The sequence below is a fragment of the Mesorhizobium sp. M0293 genome (genome assembly GCF_040321735.1).
Classification (GTDB): Bacteria; Pseudomonadota; Alphaproteobacteria; order Rhizobiales; family Rhizobiaceae; genus Mesorhizobium.
On sequence record NZ_JAMYSA010000052.1, the window covers coordinates 15527 to 36464 of the forward strand.

Here is a 20938-nt window from a genome sequence, read left to right on the forward strand (position 1 = left end):
GGCGGTCGCCTCCGCTGCCGCGACTTCCCTTGCGCTGTCTGGGGCCGGCGCCTCACGCGCGGTGACCCCCTCTGTCGCCTTTGGCGACATCTCCCCCTCGAGGGGGGAGAGTGCCATCGCCATTGTTGCCGAAACCGCGACCGACGTTGCATCGCGCGAAGCGCTGCTCGATCGGGCCATGGGGCCGAAGCGCAAGACAAAATCGTCGGAAAAGCTGCGGCGTGGTCGCCGGCCTTCGGAAGGCCTGGCCTTCGTCATGCGCGATGCGTCGGGCGCCGTCGCCGGCACCGTGCGGCTGTGGGATGTGCGGTTGGGCGAGGGCGGCCCGGCAGCGCTGCTGCTTGGCCCGCTCGCCGTCGACCCGTCGCTCAAGAGTGCCGGCATCGGCTCGGCGCTGATGCGCCATGCCGTCGCCGAAGCGGCGCGGCTTGGCCACGCCGCGATCCTGCTAGTCGGCGATGCGCCTTATTACGGACGCTTCGGCTTCTCCGCCGCCAGGACCGGTTCGCTCGCCATGCCGGGGCCCTATGAGCGGCACCGCCTGCTGGCGCTGGAACTGGTAGAAGGCACGCTGGACGGCGTCGAAGGCACGCTGAAGGCGGCAGGGCGCAAGCTGAAGGCGCAGGAACTGAATTCGGCGGCCTGATGCCTCAAGCCGCCTGAAGTGGCGCGTCTTCATTCAAAACAATACGCCGCCCGTCGGGCGGCGTTTTGTTTGTCTGGAAGTGGTCAGCCAATCAACTGGCTGAGGGCCATGGCGACGGTCATGTCGCCTTCGACCTTTATCTTGCCGGTCATGAAGGCCATGGTCGGGTTCAGGTCGCCGGCGATCAGCGAATCCAGGTCGTCGAGCGAGAGCTTGATGGTGCAATCGGCGGGCGCGTCGGTGGTCGAAACGCTCGCACCGTCGATGACGATGACGCCGTCGCCGCCGGTGTCGAATTTCACGGAACGATCGAACCCGCTGCTTGCCACACGCGACTTGATCTTCTCGGCAATCTCCTGAACGCTCACGCTGTTCTCCTTGTCTGGTTGCATCTGTCTCGCAACGGCGCTTCGATCCAGCCGAAGCCCATGCCGCGGTTTCGCGATCATGGTCGCTGCCGCATATAGCTTTGGGTTGACGTTTACGTCAACGCGGATTCCGGTGGCTGGTTCCTGCCCTCGCGGCAGGTGAGGCCCCGATGTGATCGGGGCCTATGAGCAGGGCAACTCAGTGTTCCTTGAACGCCTTGGTCATTTCCGCCGCGGTCTCGCTTTTCTTGCGGCGCAGCCAGTTGTCGCGGATTTCGTCCTTCGACAGGAAATTGACCTGATCGATCAGAACCTCATGCACCAAAGGGGTGCCGACACGCGTGTTGACGGTATCGCGGATCGCGGCGCGGAAGGCATCGAGATCAATCGTCGCCTCCTTGGTGAAGTCGATCTGCGGATTGGAATAGAGGTAGGAATAGACCTGGTCGGTGATCAGCGCTTCCGCCGGAATGGACAGCTTCTTTATCTGCTCGGGTTCGACCGTGTAGACGAGCTTGGTCAGGAAATAGCCGCCGATCTGCGAATCGCGGATCAGCGGCACCGAAATGATGTCGGTCTTGACGTAGTCGAGGCCACCCAGCATCGGCTTCGGCGTTTCGCCGACGCCACGCTCGCCGGCCGCCTGGAACGAATAGAACACGGCGCCCAGCGTGGCGGCGCAGATCCAGACGGCGATGGCGATGACCTTGATCATCGGGTCCTGTCATTCCCTTGCGATGGCGCCATGACGCTGCCCTGTTGCCTGAGCAGCATCGCTGATGTGTCCTTTGTGCTCGGCATCATGCCTTTGCCCAGCCGAATTCGCCGGCCGAATAGGTGCCGTCGGTTTCCGCGCGTTGGATGGCGTGCCGCAGCAGGCTGGCGACTTCATTGACAGCGCTGAGATGCGCCAGGATCGCCGCCTCGTTTTTCGCCAGCTTCTGGCGCAGCCGGATCAGGCCGTCGCGGTGCTGTTCGAGGAATTCGGCTTCGCTGCCGCCCTTCATGGCGCGGGTCAGCTCGTAGAGATAGCGGCTCTTGCGGGCGTTCGATGCCTTGAGATCGTAGTTGGTGGCGTTGCGGATGCCGGCCGTCTCTTCCTCGACCACTTCCTCGATACGGCCGATGATGGCGGCGAGGTTGCCAGGCCGCGCGAACGGGATCGGCGCTTCCGACGCGGTCGTGCGTGCTGGCAGGTTGGCGGTGAATTCCGAAAAGTCGGCCATGAGAAATCCCGGTCTGGTTAGATTGAACTCGGATACGCACTATCGCTTGGTAAGCATGATCCTCCCCAGAACCGGTTTCCGGTTCCGGGGCATGCTCTAGATCTTGACGTCTGTCTTGACGGTGGTCTCGTCACCGGTGATCGATCGCGCCGCCCTGCGCTGCAATTCGTGGACCAGCGAGGTCGACAGGCTGTTCTGTTGATCGATCTCGGTCTTTTCCGGCCCGCCCGAAACCGGACCCACCGGCACGATGCGCTTGCCCTCGACATAGTGGTCGGCGAGCATCGACTTGGCGATGCCGATGCCGCCGCGTTCGGCCATCACGTCGGCCACGCGCTCGGCAAGCTGCGATTTCCACATGTCGCCGGCCAGGCCCTTGCCGTAGACGCCTTCGGTGTCCTTGGGCAGCATGTTCTGGATGAAGGTCTGCAGCACCATCGCCTCGAACTTCTTGAATTTCTTGGCGGGATCGGTTGCGGCGGCTGCCTTGTCGGCAGTGGCGCGCGACAGGATCGAGCCGGCATCGACCGAAGCGGCGCTGTCGACCGAAAACGCGCCCGCAGCACTACCGGCCCGCTTCGTCAGCGCGGCACGGGCGGCCTCGATGTCCGTCGGGTCGACGGCTCGAGCCACATCCATAACGATGTCGCTGGGTGGAGAAATCGCCAAGAAAGTCCGCCTTTTGTCGGTTTTCCTTAGCCAGACCATGCCTCAACAAGCTTGTGGCAGGCTTGCCAAGCGGCAGGCTTGATCTGGTTTCTCCGGATCCCGGTCGCGTAGCCAGGTTCCACTAGGAAGCAGGAAGGCCAGCCCTCGACAGCATTTCAAGGAATCTCGCGTGATGATGATCCTTCACATAGCGCGGCACAAAGCCGGGGCAGACATTACCCAGGTTGAGATGCGGAAGTTGTGACAGGCAATGATGGATGGCCCGCGAGGCCTCTTCGTTGTTTCCGGTTGCCGACGCGGCAGCAGCCCAGTACAGGGCGCCGCGAACGAATCCAGGCTTTGTCCTGACCACCCTGCGCGCGACTTCGAGGGCGCGCCGATCGTCTCCGCCGGCGAACAGTGCGACAACCAGGCCATGGTGACGCCAGAAGTCGATGACGTCATGCGTTCCGAGCCGGATTGCCTCGTTGGCCTCACGCGCTGCTTCGCTGACCTGTCCGCGCAACGCAAAGAGCATCGAAATGTCGCCATGGCCTGTCGGATAGCTCGGGTTGAGGCTGATCGCATGTTGGCACTCGGCGATCGCCTCGTCGATGCGACCGGAACTTTCGAGAGCGAATGACAGGATGCAGCGGGCAATTTCGTCGTCAGGCACTGCCCGTACCGCTGCTTCCGCAAGCTCGACCGCACGCTCGATCTGCCCCGGCTCCCGGGGCAGCGAGCCAAACGCCACGCCCATGGAAATTACGATCGAGAGCGTTCGCTTAGCACGAGCGTTGTCGGGACCTATCGCGACAGCCTTCTCGGCAAGCTCTATCCCGACCAACAGCGAATCCCGGGTCATTTCAAAATATTTCATGAGAGCTTCGTTCACCAACCTGCGCACTTCCGGGGGGCCAGGCGGGCTCTTGTCGCGGACTTTCCAGTTGGTCAGTTGAAGGTCGAGGATCACGGCCAGAACAACAGACTGTGCGATCCTGTCCTGGAATTCGAGCGCGTTCTCGGAGTGGCCGTCGAACTTCTGGGCCCAGACGTTATGGCCGCCGGCGGCATCGACAAGCTGGATGTTCACCCTCAACCCATTGCCGGATCTCTGGACGCTGCCGCTGAGCACATATTGCGCCCGGAGCATTCCCGGGATTTTGGTTTCTTCGGCAGGGCCGTTCTTCTCCACGGGTGGAAATGCGGAAAGCACGATATAGTCGGCGACCTCGGAGAGGGCCGTGGTGATGTCCTGGACCAGTCCCTTGGCGAAAAAATCGTCGCCCTGCTTTCCAGTCAGATTGATGAAGTCGGCAACGCTGATCGATGGGTGCCCGAGGCGCTGGCTGGCTGGAACCGTATTTGCCGACTGCACATTTGAGGCCGTGGCGACGGCAGACAGCACGGATTGCCAAAGCGCTCGCGTCTGCGGGCCGACGTCGACGCCGAGATCCTTCTTCAGCATGCTTCTACAGGCCTCGTATGTCCTAATCGCCCTGTCGTGTTGACCACATGCGAGTAGCAATTCCATCTTGAGCCGGTAGGATTCTTCCCGCGTCGGCTCCATGGCCAGAACACGATCGACCAGGATGACTCCGGTTTCCGCGTCGACGAGGCGGGCCAATTTTTCGAAGGCCTCAAGTGCGCGGCTCAGCAGCCTGTCGCGTTCGGATGCGACCCAGTCATCGAACCCACTGCTTCCCAGATAAAGCCCGTCGAGGAATGGCCCGGTGTAGTTCGCCAGAGCCTTTTCGAGTTCCTGCACGGAACGGGCCGAGAGGCCTGCTTCGAATTCCTCCACGTCAACTCGAACCGCGTCTGGCGCGAGGCCGATTAGGTCCCCGCGGGAATGGATAAGATCCACACCTGCGCGCGACAGATCCCGACGCAGGACACTGAGCGTTTGCCGCAGGCTGTTGCGCGAGTGTTCGCTATCGCTGTCACCCCAAAATAGATCAGCCAGTCTCTCCCGTGTCGCCACCATGCCTGGACACCGGGCCAGATAGGCAACGATCGCAGGACCTCTTTTCCCTGTCAGCCGGAGCGGATCTGCCGATCCATTTTCGATCCGGAAACCACCGAAGAGTGAGATTATATTGGCGCCGCTGCCCTCATTTTGCATTTGCTCTTCCAGCCTGACGAAATTCTAACTCAAAACTAACGCTTCGGAACTGTAGCGCCCCCCACTCAAGCGCTGTCGTGACGCAAGGTCAATTAGCCTTCGCTGAATTAGGGCCAACCGAGTCAGCAACAGGCTTTGGCTCGAGGGGGTGGCGGGTGTCCAAGACTAGAGCCAATTTGCTGCTGCTGTTTGCAGCCGCTTTGTGGGGTCTCGGCAATGTCGCGCAAAAGACGGTGCTTTTTCATCTCGACCCGCTGAGTGCCGTCGGCCTGCGCTGCCTGATCGGTGGGCTGCTTGTGCTACCTTTCGTCTTGACCGAAAGGCGACCACCCGCCGGGCCGGGCTATCTTTCCAGCCTGGCCAGGGTGGGCGTTCTGTTTGCCATCTCCATCACGCTTCAGCAGCTTTGCTATCTCGGCGCCACGGTCACGAATGCAAGCTTCCTGGTGAGCACGGCAACGGTGATGACACCAATGGCCGCCTGGCTGCTCATCGGCGAACGTCCGACAGCGAGCCTCACCGCTGCCGCCGGGCTGACCGTGGTCGGTGCCATGCTCTTGTCCGGCGGGATCGCCGGTCTCAGCAGCGGCGATCTCACCGCCATCCTGTCGGCTGCCTGCTATGCGCTCTGGATGGTCGAGCTTGGCCGGCACATGCAGACCCATGCGCGGCCGTTCACCGCCGCAGCGACACAGTTCCTCGGCGCCGCCGCTTTTGCCCTGCCGTTCGGGGCACTGCAAGGCAACCTGTCGCTGGCCGCTGCACTTGCGGCCGGCCCGGAACACGCAGTCCTCGGCGTGTTCTCCACCGCAATCGCATTCGGCATGCAGATTGCCGCCCAGCGCTTCACCCCGGCCAGTCATGCCGCCGTGATCGTCAGTGCCGAAAGCGTCTTCGGGGCGTTGGGCGCGGCGATCTTCCTCGGCGAACGGAACTCACCCGCGGGCGCACTGGGTGCCGCGATCATTCTCGGTGCGATCCTGTCCGTCGCAATGTCGAACCGAACGCCGCAGGCACGCACGCCCTCGCTGGCCGGTCCGATTCCCTTCGACGCGGTGCCTGCCTTTGCGGCTGTGCCAGCAGCCTGGGCGGGAATCGTCCCGCCCTCAATTCAGGTCCAGTGGAGGAATGGGATGACCCTTGCCGGTGAAGCGAATTTGGTCCCAACCCGACCGCCGCCCGGCATGGCGCCGACGGCTTCGATCGACCCGCCAGCGGTCGCCGTGTCGATGGCGACCGGACGTGTCGCGAGGCCGCTGCGATGACCGCGCGGGCGGAGATGGAGAATAACATGTTGGGAAGTGTGCATCAGGACGCAGCGGCCTCCTTTCGCGGGCAGGTGCGTGCGACACGCAGGGGCATTCCGACACCGCCGACAGAGCGATCGACCGGAGGGGCGGCAAAGCGTGCCAGCTCATTCTTGATGCTGGCGGGGACACTTGCAGCTTCGATGTTTTGGGGACTGCAGGCACACGCAGCCGAGGTTGATGTTGCCGTTGTATTCGCTGTCGACTTCTCGTCCTCGATCGATCCAGAGATTGCCGATCTACAGCGCGAGGGTCATGCCGCGGCGCTCACTTCGCCAGAGATCATCGCGGCCATTACACGGAACTACGTTGGCTGCATCAGTGTGGCCTACTTTGAATGGTCGAGTCCCGGGCACACACGCATTGTGCTGCCGTGGACAAGCATCTGCGGGCTGGAGGATGCCAGAGCGGCCGCGTCGGTGATCAGCAAGAAAGGCGATACCGGCTTCACCCGCAGAGGGCGAAGAGGAACATCCGTTTCCTCCGCCATCGACGTTGGAAGTCTGCTGCTCGACCAGTTTCCCGGAAAGGCGGCCAAGAAAGTAATCGACATCTCTTCCAATGGTGAGAACAACGATGGGCTTCCTGTTCAGCCGAGCAGGCTGAACGCCATTGCCAAGGGGTATACGATCAACGCGATCGCCATTCCAACGCAAGATGAGAATCCCGATCAACCGTTGGCATCCTATTTTGCCAAATCGGTCATTGGCGGTTCGCAAGCCTTCGTCATAACGCCGAAGGGGCCAAACGACTACGCCATGGCCCTTCGCCGCAAGCTGGTCACTGAAGTAAGCATGGACGTCGGCCGACAATTCCCGCAACAGGCGGATGGGCGCTTTTCGCAACCGTAATTCCGGACATTGAGAGGATTGGCTCGATGAATTTGGGGCCACATCCATAACGATGTCGCTGGGTGGAGAAATCGCCAAGAAAGTCCGCCTTTTGTCGGCTTTCCTTAGCCAGACAATGCCTCAACAAGCTTGTGGCAGGCTTGCGCGGGAGAGAGGCGGGGATGCGGTGTGTGGATCGGGTGTGTGATACGCGCCACGAGGGCAGATTTCCTACCGTCGCCTTTGGGCCGTATACAGTCGGTCCGGTTCGGTACGAACTCAGCGATAAGCCGCCTCAAAGATTCTCAATCCCGACGCGCTCGACCAGGGACCGATCATGAACGCAGCGGCCAAATTGGCGTGGGGTCAGTCCGATTACCTCTCGGAAGCGGGCGGAAAAGTGGCTTTGGCTGCCAAAGCCGCAGGCATGTGCCACCTCGGACAACGGAGTCTTGCCTGCTGCTAGAAGCCGCTTGGCACGCTCGGTACGTCTCCGCAATACGTAGCGATAGGGGCCAAAGCCCGTCGAGCGTTTGAAGGCGCGGGCGAAGTGATAGGGGCTCAGACCGGCCACGGCAGCCAGGTCCTCAATCGTCAGGTCCTGCTCCAGATGGGCTTCGACATACTCCTGCAACCGCCGCAGAACGACTGGCGCCAAGCCCCCACGGATGAAGAGCGCTCTCGGTGGGCGTTCGCTGCAGCGGACCGCGAGATAGGTGGTCAGCATTTCGCCAGCCTGCGTTACGGCGATGCGGTCAGCCGGCTCCTCCCACGACAGCGGCAGCACCATCGAGCGGATAATGTTTTCGAGTGACGGGTCGCGTTGGAGGCCCTCTTCGCGCAGCCTTATCAGGCTGGGGTCGGCATCGAGCGTCTCCACCACCCGGGCTTCAAACACCGGCGTCGGGATGTAGAAGTGGAGCAGCCGGCCTTTCCCGGCAGCCTCCCATGCGGTCGGTGCGCCCGCCGGCACAACCCAGAGGCTGCTTTCGCCATGGATGGGGTCGTAGCTGCGTCCGCGCAGCCGGCGAAAGCCCGCACCCTCGGCGACCCAAAAACTGAGCGTATGGTGATTGGCCGGGTTGTAGCGGTAATGCCCGCGTCCCTCCCGCTCCCAGAGCGCGGCTGCCAAGCCCTCCCCGAAGCGTGCCGAGGCCCGCAAAGGAACACCCGACTGCTGCAACTGGTTGAAGATGGCGTAGTCCTGCAATCGCAACATGCCAATCAGGTAAACAAAATCTGCCGACCATCAAGACCGCTGTCCATTCCGCAGCAAGATCAGAACAAAACCCGGAGCTTTTGGGCTGACAGCGCCGCAGTGCCTGCGCTATGCGTCGACTGGCGGAGGGCTTCGCAAAGCGAGGCAAGAACATGCGGTTACTTGACGACGCAATTGCTATGCTTGGCGCCGAAGCTGAAGACCGCCGACGAACTGGCCGGCGGGCCGCAAACCTTCGAGGAACTCGGACGGATGGCTGGAAATGGGAGGCTGAAATGCCTCGCGCGGAAACTCGCGTCGATCACTCGTCGAGAGTGCGACTGCTTGGACTGAAAACCACAGCGACTGCAATTGCAGCTCTCAGGACTTGGCAACGGACCGTCTCAAGACGGCGGACGATCGCGAATTTGACCGCCGATCAGTTGAGAGACATCGGTCATGCCGAGGCCCCCGCGCCTGTGCTTGAAGTCAAGGCAGGTCTGATCACGAACCTGATATCGGCAAGGTAGACGCGGTGTTCGAACGCACTCTGAAAGGGAGATGATCATGGTCAGTCAGCTTTCGCGGACAGCACGTCCGGCCAACCATGCAAACGTCCAGCCGAATGCCACCACGCCGGAGCTTCCTTCCGCCGTCCCGCTGATGGCGCTTTCGACCGGTTTCTGGGCCTTCAAGACTCTGACCGCAGCACACGAGCTGGACCTCTTCAGCAGTCTTGCGGGCAGCGGCGGCACCACGGTTGCAGAGCTGGTGGAAGTGCTCGGCCTGCATCCACGCCCGGCCGAGATGCTGTTGACCGGCTGCGCTGCACTCGGGCTTCTGGAGAAAACGGACGGCCGCTATCGCAATACGCCGTTAAGCGAAGCCTATCTCGTGCGCGGGAAGCCGTATTACTTCGGCGGCTTCGTGCAGATGGCCGACAAGCGGCTCTACGCGGGCTGGGGAAGGCTTACAGAGGCGCTGCACACGAACCGGCCGACCACATGGGACCCGGCGGTGCAATCCTCGATCTTCGACGGCGAGGATCCGGTGATGCTGGCACTCTTCTGGGAGGCGATGCATTCGCTTTCTACGATGACCGCGCGCAAACTCGGCGAAGCCGTGGACCTCAGTCGTTTCCGCCACCTTCTCGACATCGGCGGCGGATCGGGCGCGTACGACATCGAGCTTTGCAAGCAATATGGAGCGCTTCGCGCGACCGTGTTCGATCTGCCACATGTGGCCGCGATCGCCGCGGGAAAGATTGCCGAGGCCGGCTTGACCAACCGGATCGAGACCACAGGCGGCAGCTTCTTCGAGCAGCTTCCCGGGGATCACGACGTGCATCTCCTGTCGATGATCCTGCACGACTGGGACGAGGCGAAGGACCGCGCCCTGCTCCGCCGGTCCTTCAAGGCTTTGCCGAGCGGCGGCGCGGTCGTCATCAGCGAGCTCCTCGTCAATGACGAAAAGACCGGGCCGGCGTCGGCCGCGCTGATGAGCCTCAACATGCTGATCGAGACGGAAGGGCGAAACTATACGCCGGCCGAATATTCGGCGTGGCTCGAGGAAGCCGGATTCCGGCAAATCGAGACGGTCTGGTTCGACGCACCCGCCGCGAACGGCGCCGTGATCGGCCGCAAGCCCTAGAGCCACGGACGGAGGAAAGCATGAGCATTCACGACTTCGGATCTGCCGCGGCGCGCGTGGCGTCGCAGGCGGCCAGGCGGGTGTTGCCCGCAGCGTTCACGGCGCTGGTGGCGGCGATCGGATCGTCGCCTGCCGGCGCGGCCGACCGCGAGCTGGTCGAACGGGGGAAATACCTGGTGACCATCGGGAACTGCACCGATTGCCACACGCCGGGACATTTCCTCGGCAAGCCGGACATGACGCGTCACCTCGGAGGCTCCGAGGTCGGCTTCGAGATCCCGGGGCTCGGGGTCTTCTACGGCCCCAACCTCACGTCCGACGAGGCGACGGGTCTCGGGCGCTGGAGCGAGCGTGATATCGTCACGGCAATCCGGACAGGCAAGCGCCCCGACGGACGCACGCTCGCTCCGATCATGCCGTGGGCTGCATTCGCGGAACTCACCGATTCTGACGCCAAGGCGATCGCGGCTTATCTCAAGAGCCTGCCGCCGGCGAGCAACAAGGTCCCTGGACCGTTCGCCCCGGGCGAGGCGCCGACTTCGTTCGTGATGAAGATCGTGCCGCCAGCGAAGCAATAGGGCGCATTGCAGAGCGGCGCCCCATCTCTTTACGCCCTTTACGGCCCACGACTCGCGCGGAGTCGCCCCGGACGATTGCGCCAGTGCATTGCCATCGGCAGCTCGGGGGCCGAAAGCGAACAGACGGCTTCTGGCATCATGCGCGCTTCACCTCGGAGTGTCTGCTTCGAGTCATAAGCAAACTCCCCAACTACTCCTCGCCCCGCTTCTGCGCGATCAGGTCCAGCCGCTCGCGGTCGGAGCGTTCGCGCTCATCGCGGTTGCGCACGTCCTTGTAGGCGCGTTCGACCATGTTGGTGCGCGCGGTCGCGGCGGCGATGAGGCTGGCTTCTTGCTTAGCGCTTGCCAGGTTCGCCTCCTGGCGCACGACCGCCTGGGCAATGCGGCGGTGGTACAGATCGGGGAACAGGCCGGAAAGCGAATCGGCCTGGTCGAAATGTCCGACCAGATCGCGGGCTTCGACCTCGGCAGCGCTGGCTGCCGCAAGGAAGGTGGCGTGACGGGTTTCGTGCAGCGCCTTCAGCTGCTCCTGCACCTTGACCAGTTTCCTGAGGCGGTCCTTGCGCGTGCTCATTTCTATCTCGCCAACGTCAGGTCGACAAAGCCGTCGACGAACAAAGACAGCATGGTGCCGATGGCAAAGTAGAAGATGATCATGCCGCCGGCGATGATGAAGGGCTGGGAGATGAAATAGATCGGGATCTGCGGGGTCAGCTTGTTGACGAAGCCGATCGTCAGATTGACGAGAATGGCATAGGCGACGAACGGGCTGCCGAGGCGGATGACCAGGAAGAACGTGTCCGACACCGTGTCGGTGACATCGACCAGTGCGGCCTGGGGGTTGAAGAAGATGTTGACCGGCGCGACGGTGTAGGAGGAAACCAGCGCGCGCACGATCTCGTGGTCGAAGTCGAACACGAACAGCATCAGCAGCGCCGAGAACGAGATGATGGCGGCAAGGGCGGCCTGGGGTTCGGGCTCTTCGATTGCCGGTCCGCCGGTACCGCCATAGCCGATCAGCATGGCGATGGCCGAGCCCATGAAGCGAAGGGCTTCCATGTAGAGCCTGGTCATGGCGCCGATCAGGCCGCCGACCAGAAGTTCCGAGATGATCATCGGCACCAGGATCTGCGGGCGCGGGTCGACGAACGGAAATATCTTGTCCCACAAGAAGGCGAGCAGGCCACCGGTGGCGGCGACCGCCACGAACAGCCTGACCTGCACCGGAATGCGGGCGCTGGACAGGCCCGGCATCAGCATGAAGCAGGCGCCGATGCGGCAGAAGGCGAGGAATGCCGCGATGACGACGCCTTGCGAAAGTACGCTCACGATATGGTTCCGAGCACCCTGATCTCGACGCCCTTGGCGATTTCGACGTGGCTGAGCACCGGCAGCGTGGTGAACAGCCGCTCGATGATCATGCGCACATAGGGGCGGGCATCGGGCGCGGTGACCAGCACGAAACGCTCGCCGGCTTCGAGAAATTTCTTGATCGCCTTGGTCGCGTCCTGGCCGAACTCTTCCAACTGGCGCGGGTCGATGTCGAACTCGCGCACCTCGCCCTTGGCGTCGCGCTTGAGGCTCTGGTGAAAGGCGAGGTCCCAGCGGTTGCCGAGGCGCAGCACCTTCAGCACGCCGCCCTCGGAGAGGTCGCCACAGATCTGCTGGGCCATGCGGATGCGGACATGCTCGACGATCTGCTCGGTGCGGCGCACATGCGGCGCGATCTCGGCGATCGCCTCGATGATCAGGTGCAAATTGCGGATCGAGACGCGCTCGGCGAGCAGCAGCTTCAGCACCGCCTGCAGGCCGGGATAGGAGATGTGCGTGGTGCAGATCTCGTCGGCGAGCTTGCGATATTCCTGGTCCTGCCGTTCGAGCAGCGCCTTCATGTCCTTGTAGGACAGAAGCTGCGGCAGGTTGTTGCGGATGACCTCGGAGAGATGGGTGAGCAGCACCGACATGTTGTCGGCGAAGGTGTAGTTCTCGCGCTTCAGATCCTCGGCGAAGGCTTCGACCACCGAATAGGCGCGCATGCCGAAGGCCGGCTCGCGGATTTCCTCGCCTGGTATTTCGGGGACGTCGCGGTTGCCGAGCAGCACCATGATCTCGCCGACGCGCATCTGATATTCGGCGACCACGGTGCCGTGCACCTTGATCTGGTAGCTCTTCGGCGGGATGGCGAAATCGTCGGCGACACGCACTTCCGGTACGACGAAGCCATATTGGGTGGCGAATTTCTTGCGCATCTTCCCCATGCGGAAAACCAGTTCCTGATGCGACGTCAGCAGCCTTGTCGACAGCTGCTTGCCGATCAAAAGTTCGATCTCGGCGGTGGCGAGCGAGGCCTTGACCGAGTTCTTCTCCTCCTCGACCTTGGTCGCCTTTTCCTGATCCTTGATCGCCTCGGCTTCGGCGAGGACGCGGTTAGCGCGCATCGGGATGATGTAGCCGAGGCCGGCCATGCCGGCGGCGAGCGCAAAGAACGGGAACAGCGGCAGGCCGGGCATCAGGCCCAGCAGCACCAGTAGCGATGCCGCCACGTACAGCGCGCGCGGGTGGGCGCCGAGTTGGCCGAACACCGCCTGGTTGGTCGAGCCGCGGGTACCGCCCTTGGACACGAGCAGACCGGCGGCGAGCGACACGATCAGCGCCGGGATCTGGGTGACGAGACCGTCGCCGACCGACAGCTTGATGAACACGTCGGCGGCTTCGCCCATGCCCATGCCGTGCCTGATGTAGCCGATGGCGATGCCGCCAATGATGTTGATGGCGGTGATGATGAGGCCGGCGATGGCATCGCCGCGGACGAATTTCGAGGCGCCGTCCATCGAGCCGAAGAAGGAGGACTCTTCCTCCAGCTCGCGACGGCGCAGCTGTGCGGTCTTGTCGTCGATCATGCCGGCAGAGAGGTCGGCGTCGATCGACATCTGCTTGCCGGGAATGGCGTCGAGGGTGAAGCGGGCGCCGACCTCGGCGATACGGGTGGCGCCCTTGGTGATGACGATGAAGTTCACTACGATCAGGATCATGAAGACGATGAGGCCGATGACGAAGTCGCTGGCCATCACCAGCTTGGAGAAGCCGGCGATGACATAGCCGGCGGCGTGCGTGCCCTCATTGCCATGCGACAGGATCATGCGCGTGGTGGCTATGTTGAGCGACAGCCTGAGCATGGTGGCGATCAGCAGCACGGTCGGGAACGACGAGAAATCGAGCGGCCGCTGGATCCACAATGCCACCATCAGGATCAGCACCGAAAGTGCGATCGAGAAGGCGAGGCCAATGTCGATGAGAAAGGCCGGGATCGGCAGGAACAGCACGGCCAGAATGATGACGATGCCGATGGCGAAGAAGACGTCGCGGCCGTTCTTGGCCACCGCACCGGGCTGAATGCTTTCGCTGATCGCCATGTCGTCCCCAAAATTGCAAGCCTGCCGAGCGCGCGACAGCCCTGTGAGGGTAGCCCGCCAAGCTTGCGCGAGGGTGGGAGACTGGCTAGTTCAAACGATCATGCGCGGGCAGCCGTGCGGGCCGGCTTCGCAAAGAAAGGGAAAACCCATGCTTCTGATCATCGGCACCATTCGCCTGCCGCCAAACAAATTGGAGGAAGCGAAGCCCGCCATGGAACGCATGGTTTCCGGCAGCCGCGCGGAACCCGGTTGTATCGAATATTCCTACGCGCAGGATGTCTTCGATGCCGGACTCATCCGGGTCACAGAAGTCTGGAGCGACAGGGCAGCGCTGGACGCGCATTTCCGCTCGCCGCACATTGCGGACTGGCGTGCGAGCTGGCCGGCACTTGGCATAGGCCAGCGCAACCTCGTGCTCTATGAAGCCGGCGAGCCGATGCCGACCTGATTGGCCTGCCATAATGGCACCTCCTCTGTCGCCATTGTGGTTGCCTTGCCGTACCGCCGGGCGTATCAGGCGGGCTTTCCACTGCCTTTTGTGATATCGGCGAGCCGCCCCGGTGCTTTCCAGAAACCACAGCGAAGTCTACGCCCGCCGGCTGCGCGCGGTGCTGATCAGGTCGCTGCCGCTGCTCGAGGCGCGCGGCATAGCGGTCGTCATCCTGGCCGGAATCGTCGGGGTGATGGCGGGCATCCTGGTCACGGCGATGAGCCAGATCGTGCAGGACCTGCACGGGCTGTTGTTCGGCGTCCAGCCCGGCGGCCGGCTTTCCGGCATGTTCTCGCTCGCCAATCCGATGCAGGCGCTGGTGCCGGCCATCGGCGGCATCCTGCTCGGGTTGACGGTGATCTGGCTCCGGATACGGAAATTCCGCACGCCGATCGACCCGATCGAAGCCAACGCGCTCTATGGCGGGCGCATGTCGCTGACCGACACCTTCATCATCGCCGGCCAGACGATGATCTCCAGCGGCTTTGGCGCCTCGGTCGGGCTGGAGGCCGGCTACACGCAGGTCGGGTCCGGCCTGGCATCGCGGCTGGCGCGCTTCCTCAGGCTGCGCCGCAACGATGTCCGCATCCTGGTCGGCTGTGGTGCGGCCGGCGCCATAGCGGCCGCTTTCGATGCACCGCTGACCGGCGCCTTCTACGGCTTCGAACTGATTATCGGCATCTATTCGGTCGCCAATGTCGCGCCGGTCATGACAGCCGCGATCTCAGCCTCGCTGGCCGCCGAGATGTTCGGCGGCGTGCCGTTTCCGCTCGAGCTTTCGGGCCTGCCGGCGCTCACCGCCAGCCAGTACGTGCCGTTCCTGCTGCTTGGCCTGCTCGGCGGGGCCGTCGCGATCGCTATCATGCATCTGGTAACGCTTATCGAACGCGGCTTTGCCAGGCTGTCGATCGATGCGTCGCTGCGCCCCGTCATCGGCGGCGTCATCGTCGGCTTGTTGGGGCTGATCACGCCGCAGGTCCTGTCCAGCGGCCACGGCGCGCTGCATCGCGAATTCTCGATGAACTACGGGCTGGCCGTCGTGGCCAGCGTCTTCGTGCTCAAGCTGGCGGCATCGGCGGTCTCGCTGGGTTCGGGCTTTCGCGGCGGATTGTTCTTTGCCTCGCTGTTCCTCGGCGCGCTGCTCGGCAAGGCGTTTGCGGAGGTGATGGTGGTCGTCTCGCCGGCAACCGGCATCGACCCCGCCGTCGCCGCCGTCGTCGGCATGACGTCGCTCGCCGTCGGCGTCGTCGGCGGCCCGCTGACGATGACCTTCCTGGCGCTGGAATCGACCCGCGACCTGACGCTGACCGGTGTCGTGCTGGCGGCCTCGATCATGTCGGCCATCCTGGTGCGCGAAACCTTTGGCTATTCGTTCTCGACATGGCGCTTCCATCTGCGTGGCGAGACCATTCGCAGCGCCCATGATGTCGGCTGGATGCGCAGCCTCACCGTCGGCTCGATGATGCGTAAGGACATCAAGACGATTTATGCCTCGACGACGCTGGCGGCTTTCCGCAAGGAAGTGCCGCTTGGCTCGGCCCAGCGCGTCATCGCCGTCGACGCGGGCGATCACTATGTCGGCGTGCTGATCGTGGCCGAACTGCACAGCGATCTCTCCGATGGCGAGGTACCGGTGCGCGATCTTGCCAAGTACAAGGACGCGGTGCTGGTGCCGAGCATGAACGTGCAGGCCGCCGCCGAAACCTTCCAGCGCGCGGGCGCCGAAGAACTCGCCGTGGTCGAGGATTTCACCGACCACATCGTGCTGGGGCTGTTGACCGAAGGCCATCTGATGCGGCGCTATGCCGAGGAACTCGACAAGGCACGCAGGGATCTATCGGGCGAGGGGTAGGTTGCGGATTTGATAACCTTGCTAAGACCGCATTGGTGTTCGGAAATTTGGACCCACTCGGTCAGGTGACCGCTGGACTAGTAGTTCCTTGGGCCCGGCCTCCACTGTCGCAAGCAAGCAAAATGAGTCCAAAGGCAATCCATTGATGCGAACACTATCGCCGCCGTTGCGCTCGTATCGCTAATCCTGAAACCAGACATGCTTTTCATTTTTCTGGGGATGAATACTGTTCTTTTGTGGACTCTGCTGGGGGACAATTTGTAGGGTCAATAGTCACTGACGGGGATTGATTGCTGGTGCCACGCCCATGTGATCGTGACGCAGGGTTTCATTGGGGGGAAATTTGGCCAACGAATTCGATGATTTTATCGAGGAGTACGATGATCTCGCTAGCCTAGCTAGCCGCGCTAGGTATCAAGATTTTGCCTCAGCGCTACGCCGATGGTTTAACGTGCTGCATAACGCGCCAGAACCCTTGCGCTCGCGACTTGATTGGCTTCAAAATCTCTTTCCAATGGCCCGGGTCGACAAGGAGGTTCTGGTAGAGCCAAGTGGAATGGTCGGGTCGGGAAGGATGTCTTGGCCGGATGATACGGAAGCCCGATTGTCGGGGCAATTGAACTTGTTTCGAAGCTTCTCTTCGCAGGAAGATGCGGGATGGCGATTTGCACATAACTATTTCTACGCCAGCTCGAACAACATAAATGCCGTCCTTCGTGAGATGACAGAACATCTATTCGACCCAATGGTCGATGACCTGCGCCGTTATTTGCGACGCAACAAAGATAGGCCGATTGAAGAATCCATTCGGCCAATTCCTGCTTCGGATCGGATCGTCGGTATCAACCACAATGCCCCAGAATACTCTACCCTGATAACAGGATTGGAAGGCTTGGAGGAACAGCTTCGGGGAAGCAATGATATCGATCCTGGCATTCGCGAAAGGTCCGTTGCGGAGCTAAGCTCGGTAAAATCGCTTCTGGAGCCCGATACAATACGGCTTGAGCTAGCACGTAATTTCGTTGTCGGCGTATTTGTCTATCTGCTTGCAGTGCTCGGCGATAATGTGATTGGCCAAGTTATTCAGCACACGATCATTCCAAGTTTAAAGATCCTATTCCCCTCAGCGTTTGGGCCTTAGATCGGCGTCTGGAAGGGGGGAAGAAAGCTGAGGCAAGCTGCGCCTCCTGGTCGGCAGTCAGTGTTCAATAGGCCCCTTGGCCATCACGAGAGCGGTGCCGGCGGTCGTCGGGCGCTCGATCATGCGCCGCACGCGCGGCGGCTCGTCGCCGCTGTGCAGCGCCCGTACACGCTCGCCGATGACGGCGTCGGCATGGGTGATGCGTCCATTGTGGCGCACATATTCGATCCAGGTCGGCGTGTGATAATGCTCGATCCAGATCGCCGGATTCTCCAGGTCGCGCGCCAGCGTCCAGTTGCGGGCGCCATCACGGCGGCGGATGCGGCCACGTTCGGCCATGATGGCGAGGAACTCCGGCACGTCCTCGTCGCGGATGATGTATTCGATCATGATGGCGATCGGCCCGCTGCGCGGCTTCAGGTCGAGCGCGAGGTGCGGTTCCCTGAAGCGATTGAGCGGGTCGAGGTTGAGCACCTGCTGTTGCGGCAGCGGCAACAACAGGCCGATGGCGCCGCCGGCCAGCATGGCGATGCTGGCGGCGATCAGCGCGGTTTCGGCGCCATGCGCATCGGCGACGACGCCCCAGATCCAGCTGCCGAGTGCGATGCCGCCGAAGGTCGCGGTCTGATAAACCGACAGCACCCGGCCGACCACCCAGCGCGGTGTCGCCATCTGTACCGTGACGTTGAAATGCGACAGCGCGATCACCCAGCAGGCACCGCCGACAAGCAGACCGAGCGACGTCTGCCAGGCATGATGGCTGACGGCGGCGTTGAAGGCGCAGACGGCGAAACCGGCGAAGGCTGAGCGCACCATTGTCTCGCTGGACAGCAGCTGCCGCAGCCGCACGCTGATCAGCGCGCCGCCGACCGCGCCGATGCCGAAGGCGCCGAGCATGATGCCGTAGGTCAGCGCGTCGCCCTTGACGACATCGCGTGCCACCAGCGGCAGCAATGCCAGTACAGCACCTGCGCTGAAGCCAAAAGCGGCACCCCTGACAAGCACCTTGCCGATGTTGGGCGACATGGCGACATAGCGCAGGCCGGCGCCCATGGCGGCACCCAGCGACTCGCGCGGCAAGGTCGATACCGGCACGTCCGGCTTCCAGCGGGCCAGCACGACGATCAGGCCGATATAGCTCACCGCGTTTGCCGCGAAGGCGGCCGCTGCGCCGGCCGCGGCGACGATGATGCCGCCGATCGCCGGTCCAACACTGCGCGTCAGATTGAAGCCCAGGGAATTGAGCGCGACAGCGGCCGGCACCTTGTTGCGAGGGACGATGTCGCCGACGGAGGCCTGCCATGACGGGCTGTTGAGCGCCGTGCCGCTGTCGATCAGGAAGGTGAAGGCAAGCAGCGTCCACGGCGTGATCAGGCCCGAATAGGTGAACAGGGTCAGAAGCACCGAGACGACCAGCATGAAGGTCTGGGCGACCAGCATCACCTTGCGCCGGTCGAAACTGTCGGCGATGGCGCCGGCCACGAGCGCAAACAGCATGATCGGCAAGGTGGTCGAAGCCTGGACCAGGGCCACCTGATAGGGCGAGGTGGCGATCGTGGTCATCATCCAGGCGGCGCCGACGCCCTGGATCAGGCCACCGAAATTGGAGACGAGACTTGCGCCCCATACGGCGCGGAAGATGCCGTGCCGGAATGGCGCCAGCGCCGAGACGCTTTCGCTGTCCGGCTTTTCGTCAATCATCGGGGGTTCCTGCCATGTCGTGCCGATTCGTCAGGCGGTCCGTTTGCTCAGATCGTTTGCCGAAAGTAGGGCATGGCGCCGCAAAGGGCGAATGTCTTTCGAAAAAGCCCATGGTCCAACAATGGGATAGAGAAGGTCCACGCCCTGTCTCCCGGCACGCCCGGTGCGGTTAGGGTCGGCGGACATCTGTCTTCTGTCTTCGCGCAATGCGGACGGCATGTCGCGGCACACTTTCCTGGAACTGGCTTCAGAACCCGTTCTGGATGCGCTCGAAGATGACGTTGGTGAAGGCCGATATCTGGCTGCCGATGAAGGGGCCGGTCAGCGCCACCACCAGCATGATGGCGACGATCTTCGGCACAAAGGTCAAGGTGATTTCCTGGACCTGCGTCAGCGCCTGGATGAGGGCGATGCCGATGCCGACCACCATGGCGACCAGCACTACCGGGGCAGACGCGGTCAGCACCGTCCACACCGCGTACTGGACGATGTCGAGAGCGTCGGCCTCGTTCATGGGACTGGCTCTCTGTCGAAAAGCGTCAGCTCGCTGCCTTGACCGAGACTCCCGGGCCGACCGCGACTTCGGTGCCATTCTGCAGCACCGCGATGAGACCGCTGCTGGCAAGGCGCACCGACGCCACCGTGCCCGTCGTCTTGCCATCGGCGGATGTTATCGAGCGCCCGATCAGCGCGTCGGCCTGCGACAGCGCCGACGACTGCATGATCTGGTCGAGCTTGGTGTTGCTTTGCACCGATTGCTCGACCTGCGAGAAGGTGGCGAGCTGGGCGACGTACTGCGTCGAGTCCATCGGCTTGGTCGGATCCTGGTTCTTCATCTCGGCGATCAGAAGCTTAAGGAAGGACTGGTAGTCGACCGCGGTCTTCGAAGTCGACGCGGTAGCCTGGTTGGCGCCGGTCGGTATCGTCGTCGTCATGTCCACGTTCATCAGTATCGTGCTCCCACAGCCAGCGGGCGCTCGGCACCCGGAACGTCGTCATTACCACCAAGCGCGCGGCGTTCGAGCGGATAAAGCGCGCGGATCGCCTTCAGCGCCTCGTAGATATGATCCTCACCGACCATGCGGTCGATCTGTTTCAGCGCGCCGCAGATCTGGTTGTCCTCGAAGCTTGCCAAAAGCAGCGGCAGCGAACGGCGGAACATATCGCGCGCGGCCGCCGCGCCGGCCGGATTCATCAGCATGACCTGCAGGATGAAATACAGCTGCTTGAGCGGCGTCGAGGCATCTTCGGCCTGGATCACGTGGCTTTCGAGCAGGAACTGCACGTCGTTCATCAATTCGACCGTGACCTTGCGGTCGACACGGATGACGGCGCCGTTGATGTAGATCTTTTCGTTCGGCTTGAGCGATATCTTCAGCGTGTTGGTCATTGAATGCCGTCCCTGATGATCTGGGACACTTCGATCAGCCCTTCGAAATTGTTGGTGCGGCCCTGGCGAACGTCTTCCGCCTCGCGCAGCAGCCACAGGCCGATGGAAATCAGGTTGGCCCGCAGTTCCTTGGGCAGGGCGTTGTCGCTGGAGCCGAGATCCTCGACGAAGGCGGTCCAGACGCGATTGGTGAAATGCAGCGCCTCGATCGCTTCCATCGAACCGTGGCCCGCCGCCGCCGCCGCCGCCAGCATGTCGATCGAGCGGGTCAAGAGTTCGCGCTCGCGGTCCTTCGCGTCGGCAACGGAGGTGCTCTGGATGTCGGCGTAGGAGAATTGGTACATCGTTGGGGCTCTACCGTTCCGTTTAGAGTTG

The 20938-nt window shown here is 62.6% G+C and carries 22 protein-coding genes; 8 read left to right on the top strand and 14 right to left on the bottom strand.

What is annotated here, in order from left to right; all coding sequences use genetic code 11:
* Window positions 1–88 precede the first annotated feature (88 nt).
* Window positions 89–646, top strand: coding sequence for a GNAT family N-acetyltransferase (locus tag NKJ06_RS20000; RefSeq protein ID WP_352632691.1), 558 nt, complete (start codon window positions 89–91; stop codon window positions 644–646).
* Window positions 647–729: 83 nt separating this feature from the next.
* On the opposite strand, the gene NKJ06_RS20005 is transcribed toward NKJ06_RS20000, so the two are convergent.
* The 5 genes from NKJ06_RS20005 to NKJ06_RS20025 form a co-directional block, all read right to left on the bottom strand.
* Window positions 730–1014, bottom strand: coding sequence for an SCP2 sterol-binding domain-containing protein (locus NKJ06_RS20005; protein WP_352632636.1), 285 nt, complete (start codon window positions 1012–1014; stop codon window positions 730–732).
* A gap of 199 nt (window positions 1015–1213) precedes the next feature.
* On the bottom strand, window positions 1214–1729 hold the full coding sequence (locus tag NKJ06_RS20010; RefSeq protein WP_352632637.1) for a hypothetical protein: 516 nt from the start codon (window positions 1727–1729) through the stop codon (window positions 1214–1216).
* Window positions 1730–1814: 85 nt separating this feature from the next.
* The gene (locus NKJ06_RS20015) at window positions 1815–2240 is read right to left on the bottom strand and encodes a hypothetical protein (RefSeq protein ID WP_352632638.1); all 426 of its coding nucleotides are present in this window, start codon (window positions 2238–2240) and stop codon (window positions 1815–1817) included.
* Between the two features lie 96 nt (window positions 2241–2336).
* Window positions 2337–2948, bottom strand: coding sequence for a rod-binding protein (locus NKJ06_RS20020; protein ID WP_352632639.1), 612 nt, complete (start codon window positions 2946–2948; stop codon window positions 2337–2339).
* An 82-nt stretch (window positions 2949–3030) separates the two neighbouring features.
* Window positions 3031–5013 carry a BTAD domain-containing putative transcriptional regulator gene (locus NKJ06_RS20025; RefSeq protein WP_352632640.1) on the bottom strand — a complete coding sequence of 661 codons (1983 nt, stop codon included), beginning with the start codon at window positions 5011–5013 and terminating at the stop codon, window positions 3031–3033.
* Between the two features lie 155 nt (window positions 5014–5168).
* On the opposite strand from NKJ06_RS20025, the gene NKJ06_RS20030 reads away from it, so the two are divergent.
* Window positions 5169–6278 carry a DMT family transporter gene (locus tag NKJ06_RS20030; protein ID WP_352810448.1) on the top strand — a complete coding sequence of 370 codons (1110 nt, stop codon included), beginning with the start codon at window positions 5169–5171 and terminating at the stop codon, window positions 6276–6278.
* A 26-nt stretch (window positions 6279–6304) separates the two neighbouring features.
* Window positions 6305–7171, top strand: coding sequence for a DUF1194 domain-containing protein (locus NKJ06_RS20035; RefSeq protein ID WP_502905639.1), 867 nt, complete (start codon window positions 6305–6307; stop codon window positions 7169–7171).
* Window positions 7172–7445: 274 nt separating this feature from the next.
* On the opposite strand, the gene NKJ06_RS20040 is transcribed toward NKJ06_RS20035, so the two are convergent.
* The gene (locus NKJ06_RS20040) at window positions 7446–8360 is read right to left on the bottom strand and encodes an AraC family transcriptional regulator (protein WP_352632643.1); all 915 of its coding nucleotides are present in this window, start codon (window positions 8358–8360) and stop codon (window positions 7446–7448) included.
* 555 nt (window positions 8361–8915) lie between these two features.
* On the opposite strand from NKJ06_RS20040, the gene NKJ06_RS20045 reads away from it, so the two are divergent.
* Entirely contained in the window at window positions 8916–9998 is a 1083-nt protein-coding gene (locus NKJ06_RS20045) for a methyltransferase (RefSeq protein ID WP_352632644.1), read from the top strand.
* A gap of 20 nt (window positions 9999–10018) precedes the next feature.
* On the top strand, window positions 10019–10576 hold the full coding sequence (locus tag NKJ06_RS20050; protein ID WP_352632645.1) for a c-type cytochrome: 558 nt from the start codon (window positions 10019–10021) through the stop codon (window positions 10574–10576).
* A 190-nt stretch (window positions 10577–10766) separates the two neighbouring features.
* On the opposite strand, the gene NKJ06_RS20055 is transcribed toward NKJ06_RS20050, so the two are convergent.
* The 3 genes from NKJ06_RS20055 to flhA are packed head-to-tail and all read right to left on the bottom strand — an operon-like array spanning window position 10767 to window position 13989.
* A complete protein-coding gene (locus NKJ06_RS20055) occupies window positions 10767–11150 on the bottom strand; it encodes a hypothetical protein (RefSeq protein ID WP_352632646.1) in 384 nt (127 codons plus the stop codon).
* A 2-nt stretch (window positions 11151–11152) separates the two neighbouring features.
* Complete coding sequence (gene fliR, locus NKJ06_RS20060) at window positions 11153–11905, bottom strand: flagellar biosynthetic protein FliR (protein ID WP_023761712.1); 753 nt, start codon at window positions 11903–11905, stop codon at window positions 11153–11155.
* Window positions 11902–13989: a flagellar biosynthesis protein FlhA gene (gene flhA, locus NKJ06_RS20065; RefSeq protein WP_352632647.1), complete on the bottom strand. Its 2088-nt coding sequence runs from the start codon at window positions 13987–13989 to the stop codon at window positions 11902–11904. The genes fliR and flhA overlap by 4 nt, the downstream gene beginning before the upstream one ends.
* Before the next feature lie 148 nt (window positions 13990–14137).
* Between flhA and NKJ06_RS20070 the strand changes: the two genes are divergently transcribed.
* From NKJ06_RS20070 to NKJ06_RS20080, 3 genes are all read left to right on the top strand, one after another.
* The gene (locus tag NKJ06_RS20070) at window positions 14138–14437 is read left to right on the top strand and encodes a putative quinol monooxygenase (protein ID WP_352632648.1); all 300 of its coding nucleotides are present in this window, start codon (window positions 14138–14140) and stop codon (window positions 14435–14437) included.
* Window positions 14438–14549: 112 nt separating this feature from the next.
* Complete coding sequence (locus NKJ06_RS20075; protein WP_352810449.1) at window positions 14550–16331, top strand: chloride channel protein; 1782 nt, start codon at window positions 14550–14552, stop codon at window positions 16329–16331.
* A 343-nt stretch (window positions 16332–16674) separates the two neighbouring features.
* Entirely contained in the window at window positions 16675–17472 is a 798-nt protein-coding gene (locus tag NKJ06_RS20080; protein ID WP_352632650.1) for a hypothetical protein, read from the top strand.
* Window positions 17473–17529: 57 nt separating this feature from the next.
* Here NKJ06_RS20080 and NKJ06_RS20085 read toward each other — a convergent pair whose 3' ends face one another.
* From NKJ06_RS20085 to flaF, 5 genes are all read right to left on the bottom strand, one after another.
* On the bottom strand, window positions 17530–19173 hold the full coding sequence (locus tag NKJ06_RS20085) for an MFS transporter (protein ID WP_352632651.1): 1644 nt from the start codon (window positions 19171–19173) through the stop codon (window positions 17530–17532).
* 247 nt (window positions 19174–19420) lie between these two features.
* The gene (gene fliQ, locus NKJ06_RS20090; protein WP_023761707.1) at window positions 19421–19687 is read right to left on the bottom strand and encodes a flagellar biosynthesis protein FliQ; all 267 of its coding nucleotides are present in this window, start codon (window positions 19685–19687) and stop codon (window positions 19421–19423) included.
* A gap of 25 nt (window positions 19688–19712) precedes the next feature.
* Complete coding sequence (flgD, locus tag NKJ06_RS20095) at window positions 19713–20120, bottom strand: flagellar hook assembly protein FlgD (RefSeq protein ID WP_352632652.1); 408 nt, start codon at window positions 20118–20120, stop codon at window positions 19713–19715.
* Complete coding sequence (gene flbT / locus NKJ06_RS20100; RefSeq protein ID WP_352632653.1) at window positions 20120–20563, bottom strand: flagellar biosynthesis repressor FlbT; 444 nt, start codon at window positions 20561–20563, stop codon at window positions 20120–20122. The genes flgD and flbT overlap by 1 nt, the downstream gene beginning before the upstream one ends.
* A complete protein-coding gene (gene flaF, locus NKJ06_RS20105) occupies window positions 20560–20907 on the bottom strand; it encodes a flagellar biosynthesis regulator FlaF (protein WP_352632654.1) in 348 nt (115 codons plus the stop codon). The genes flbT and flaF overlap by 4 nt, the downstream gene beginning before the upstream one ends.
* Window positions 20908–20938: the final 31 nt, after the last annotated feature.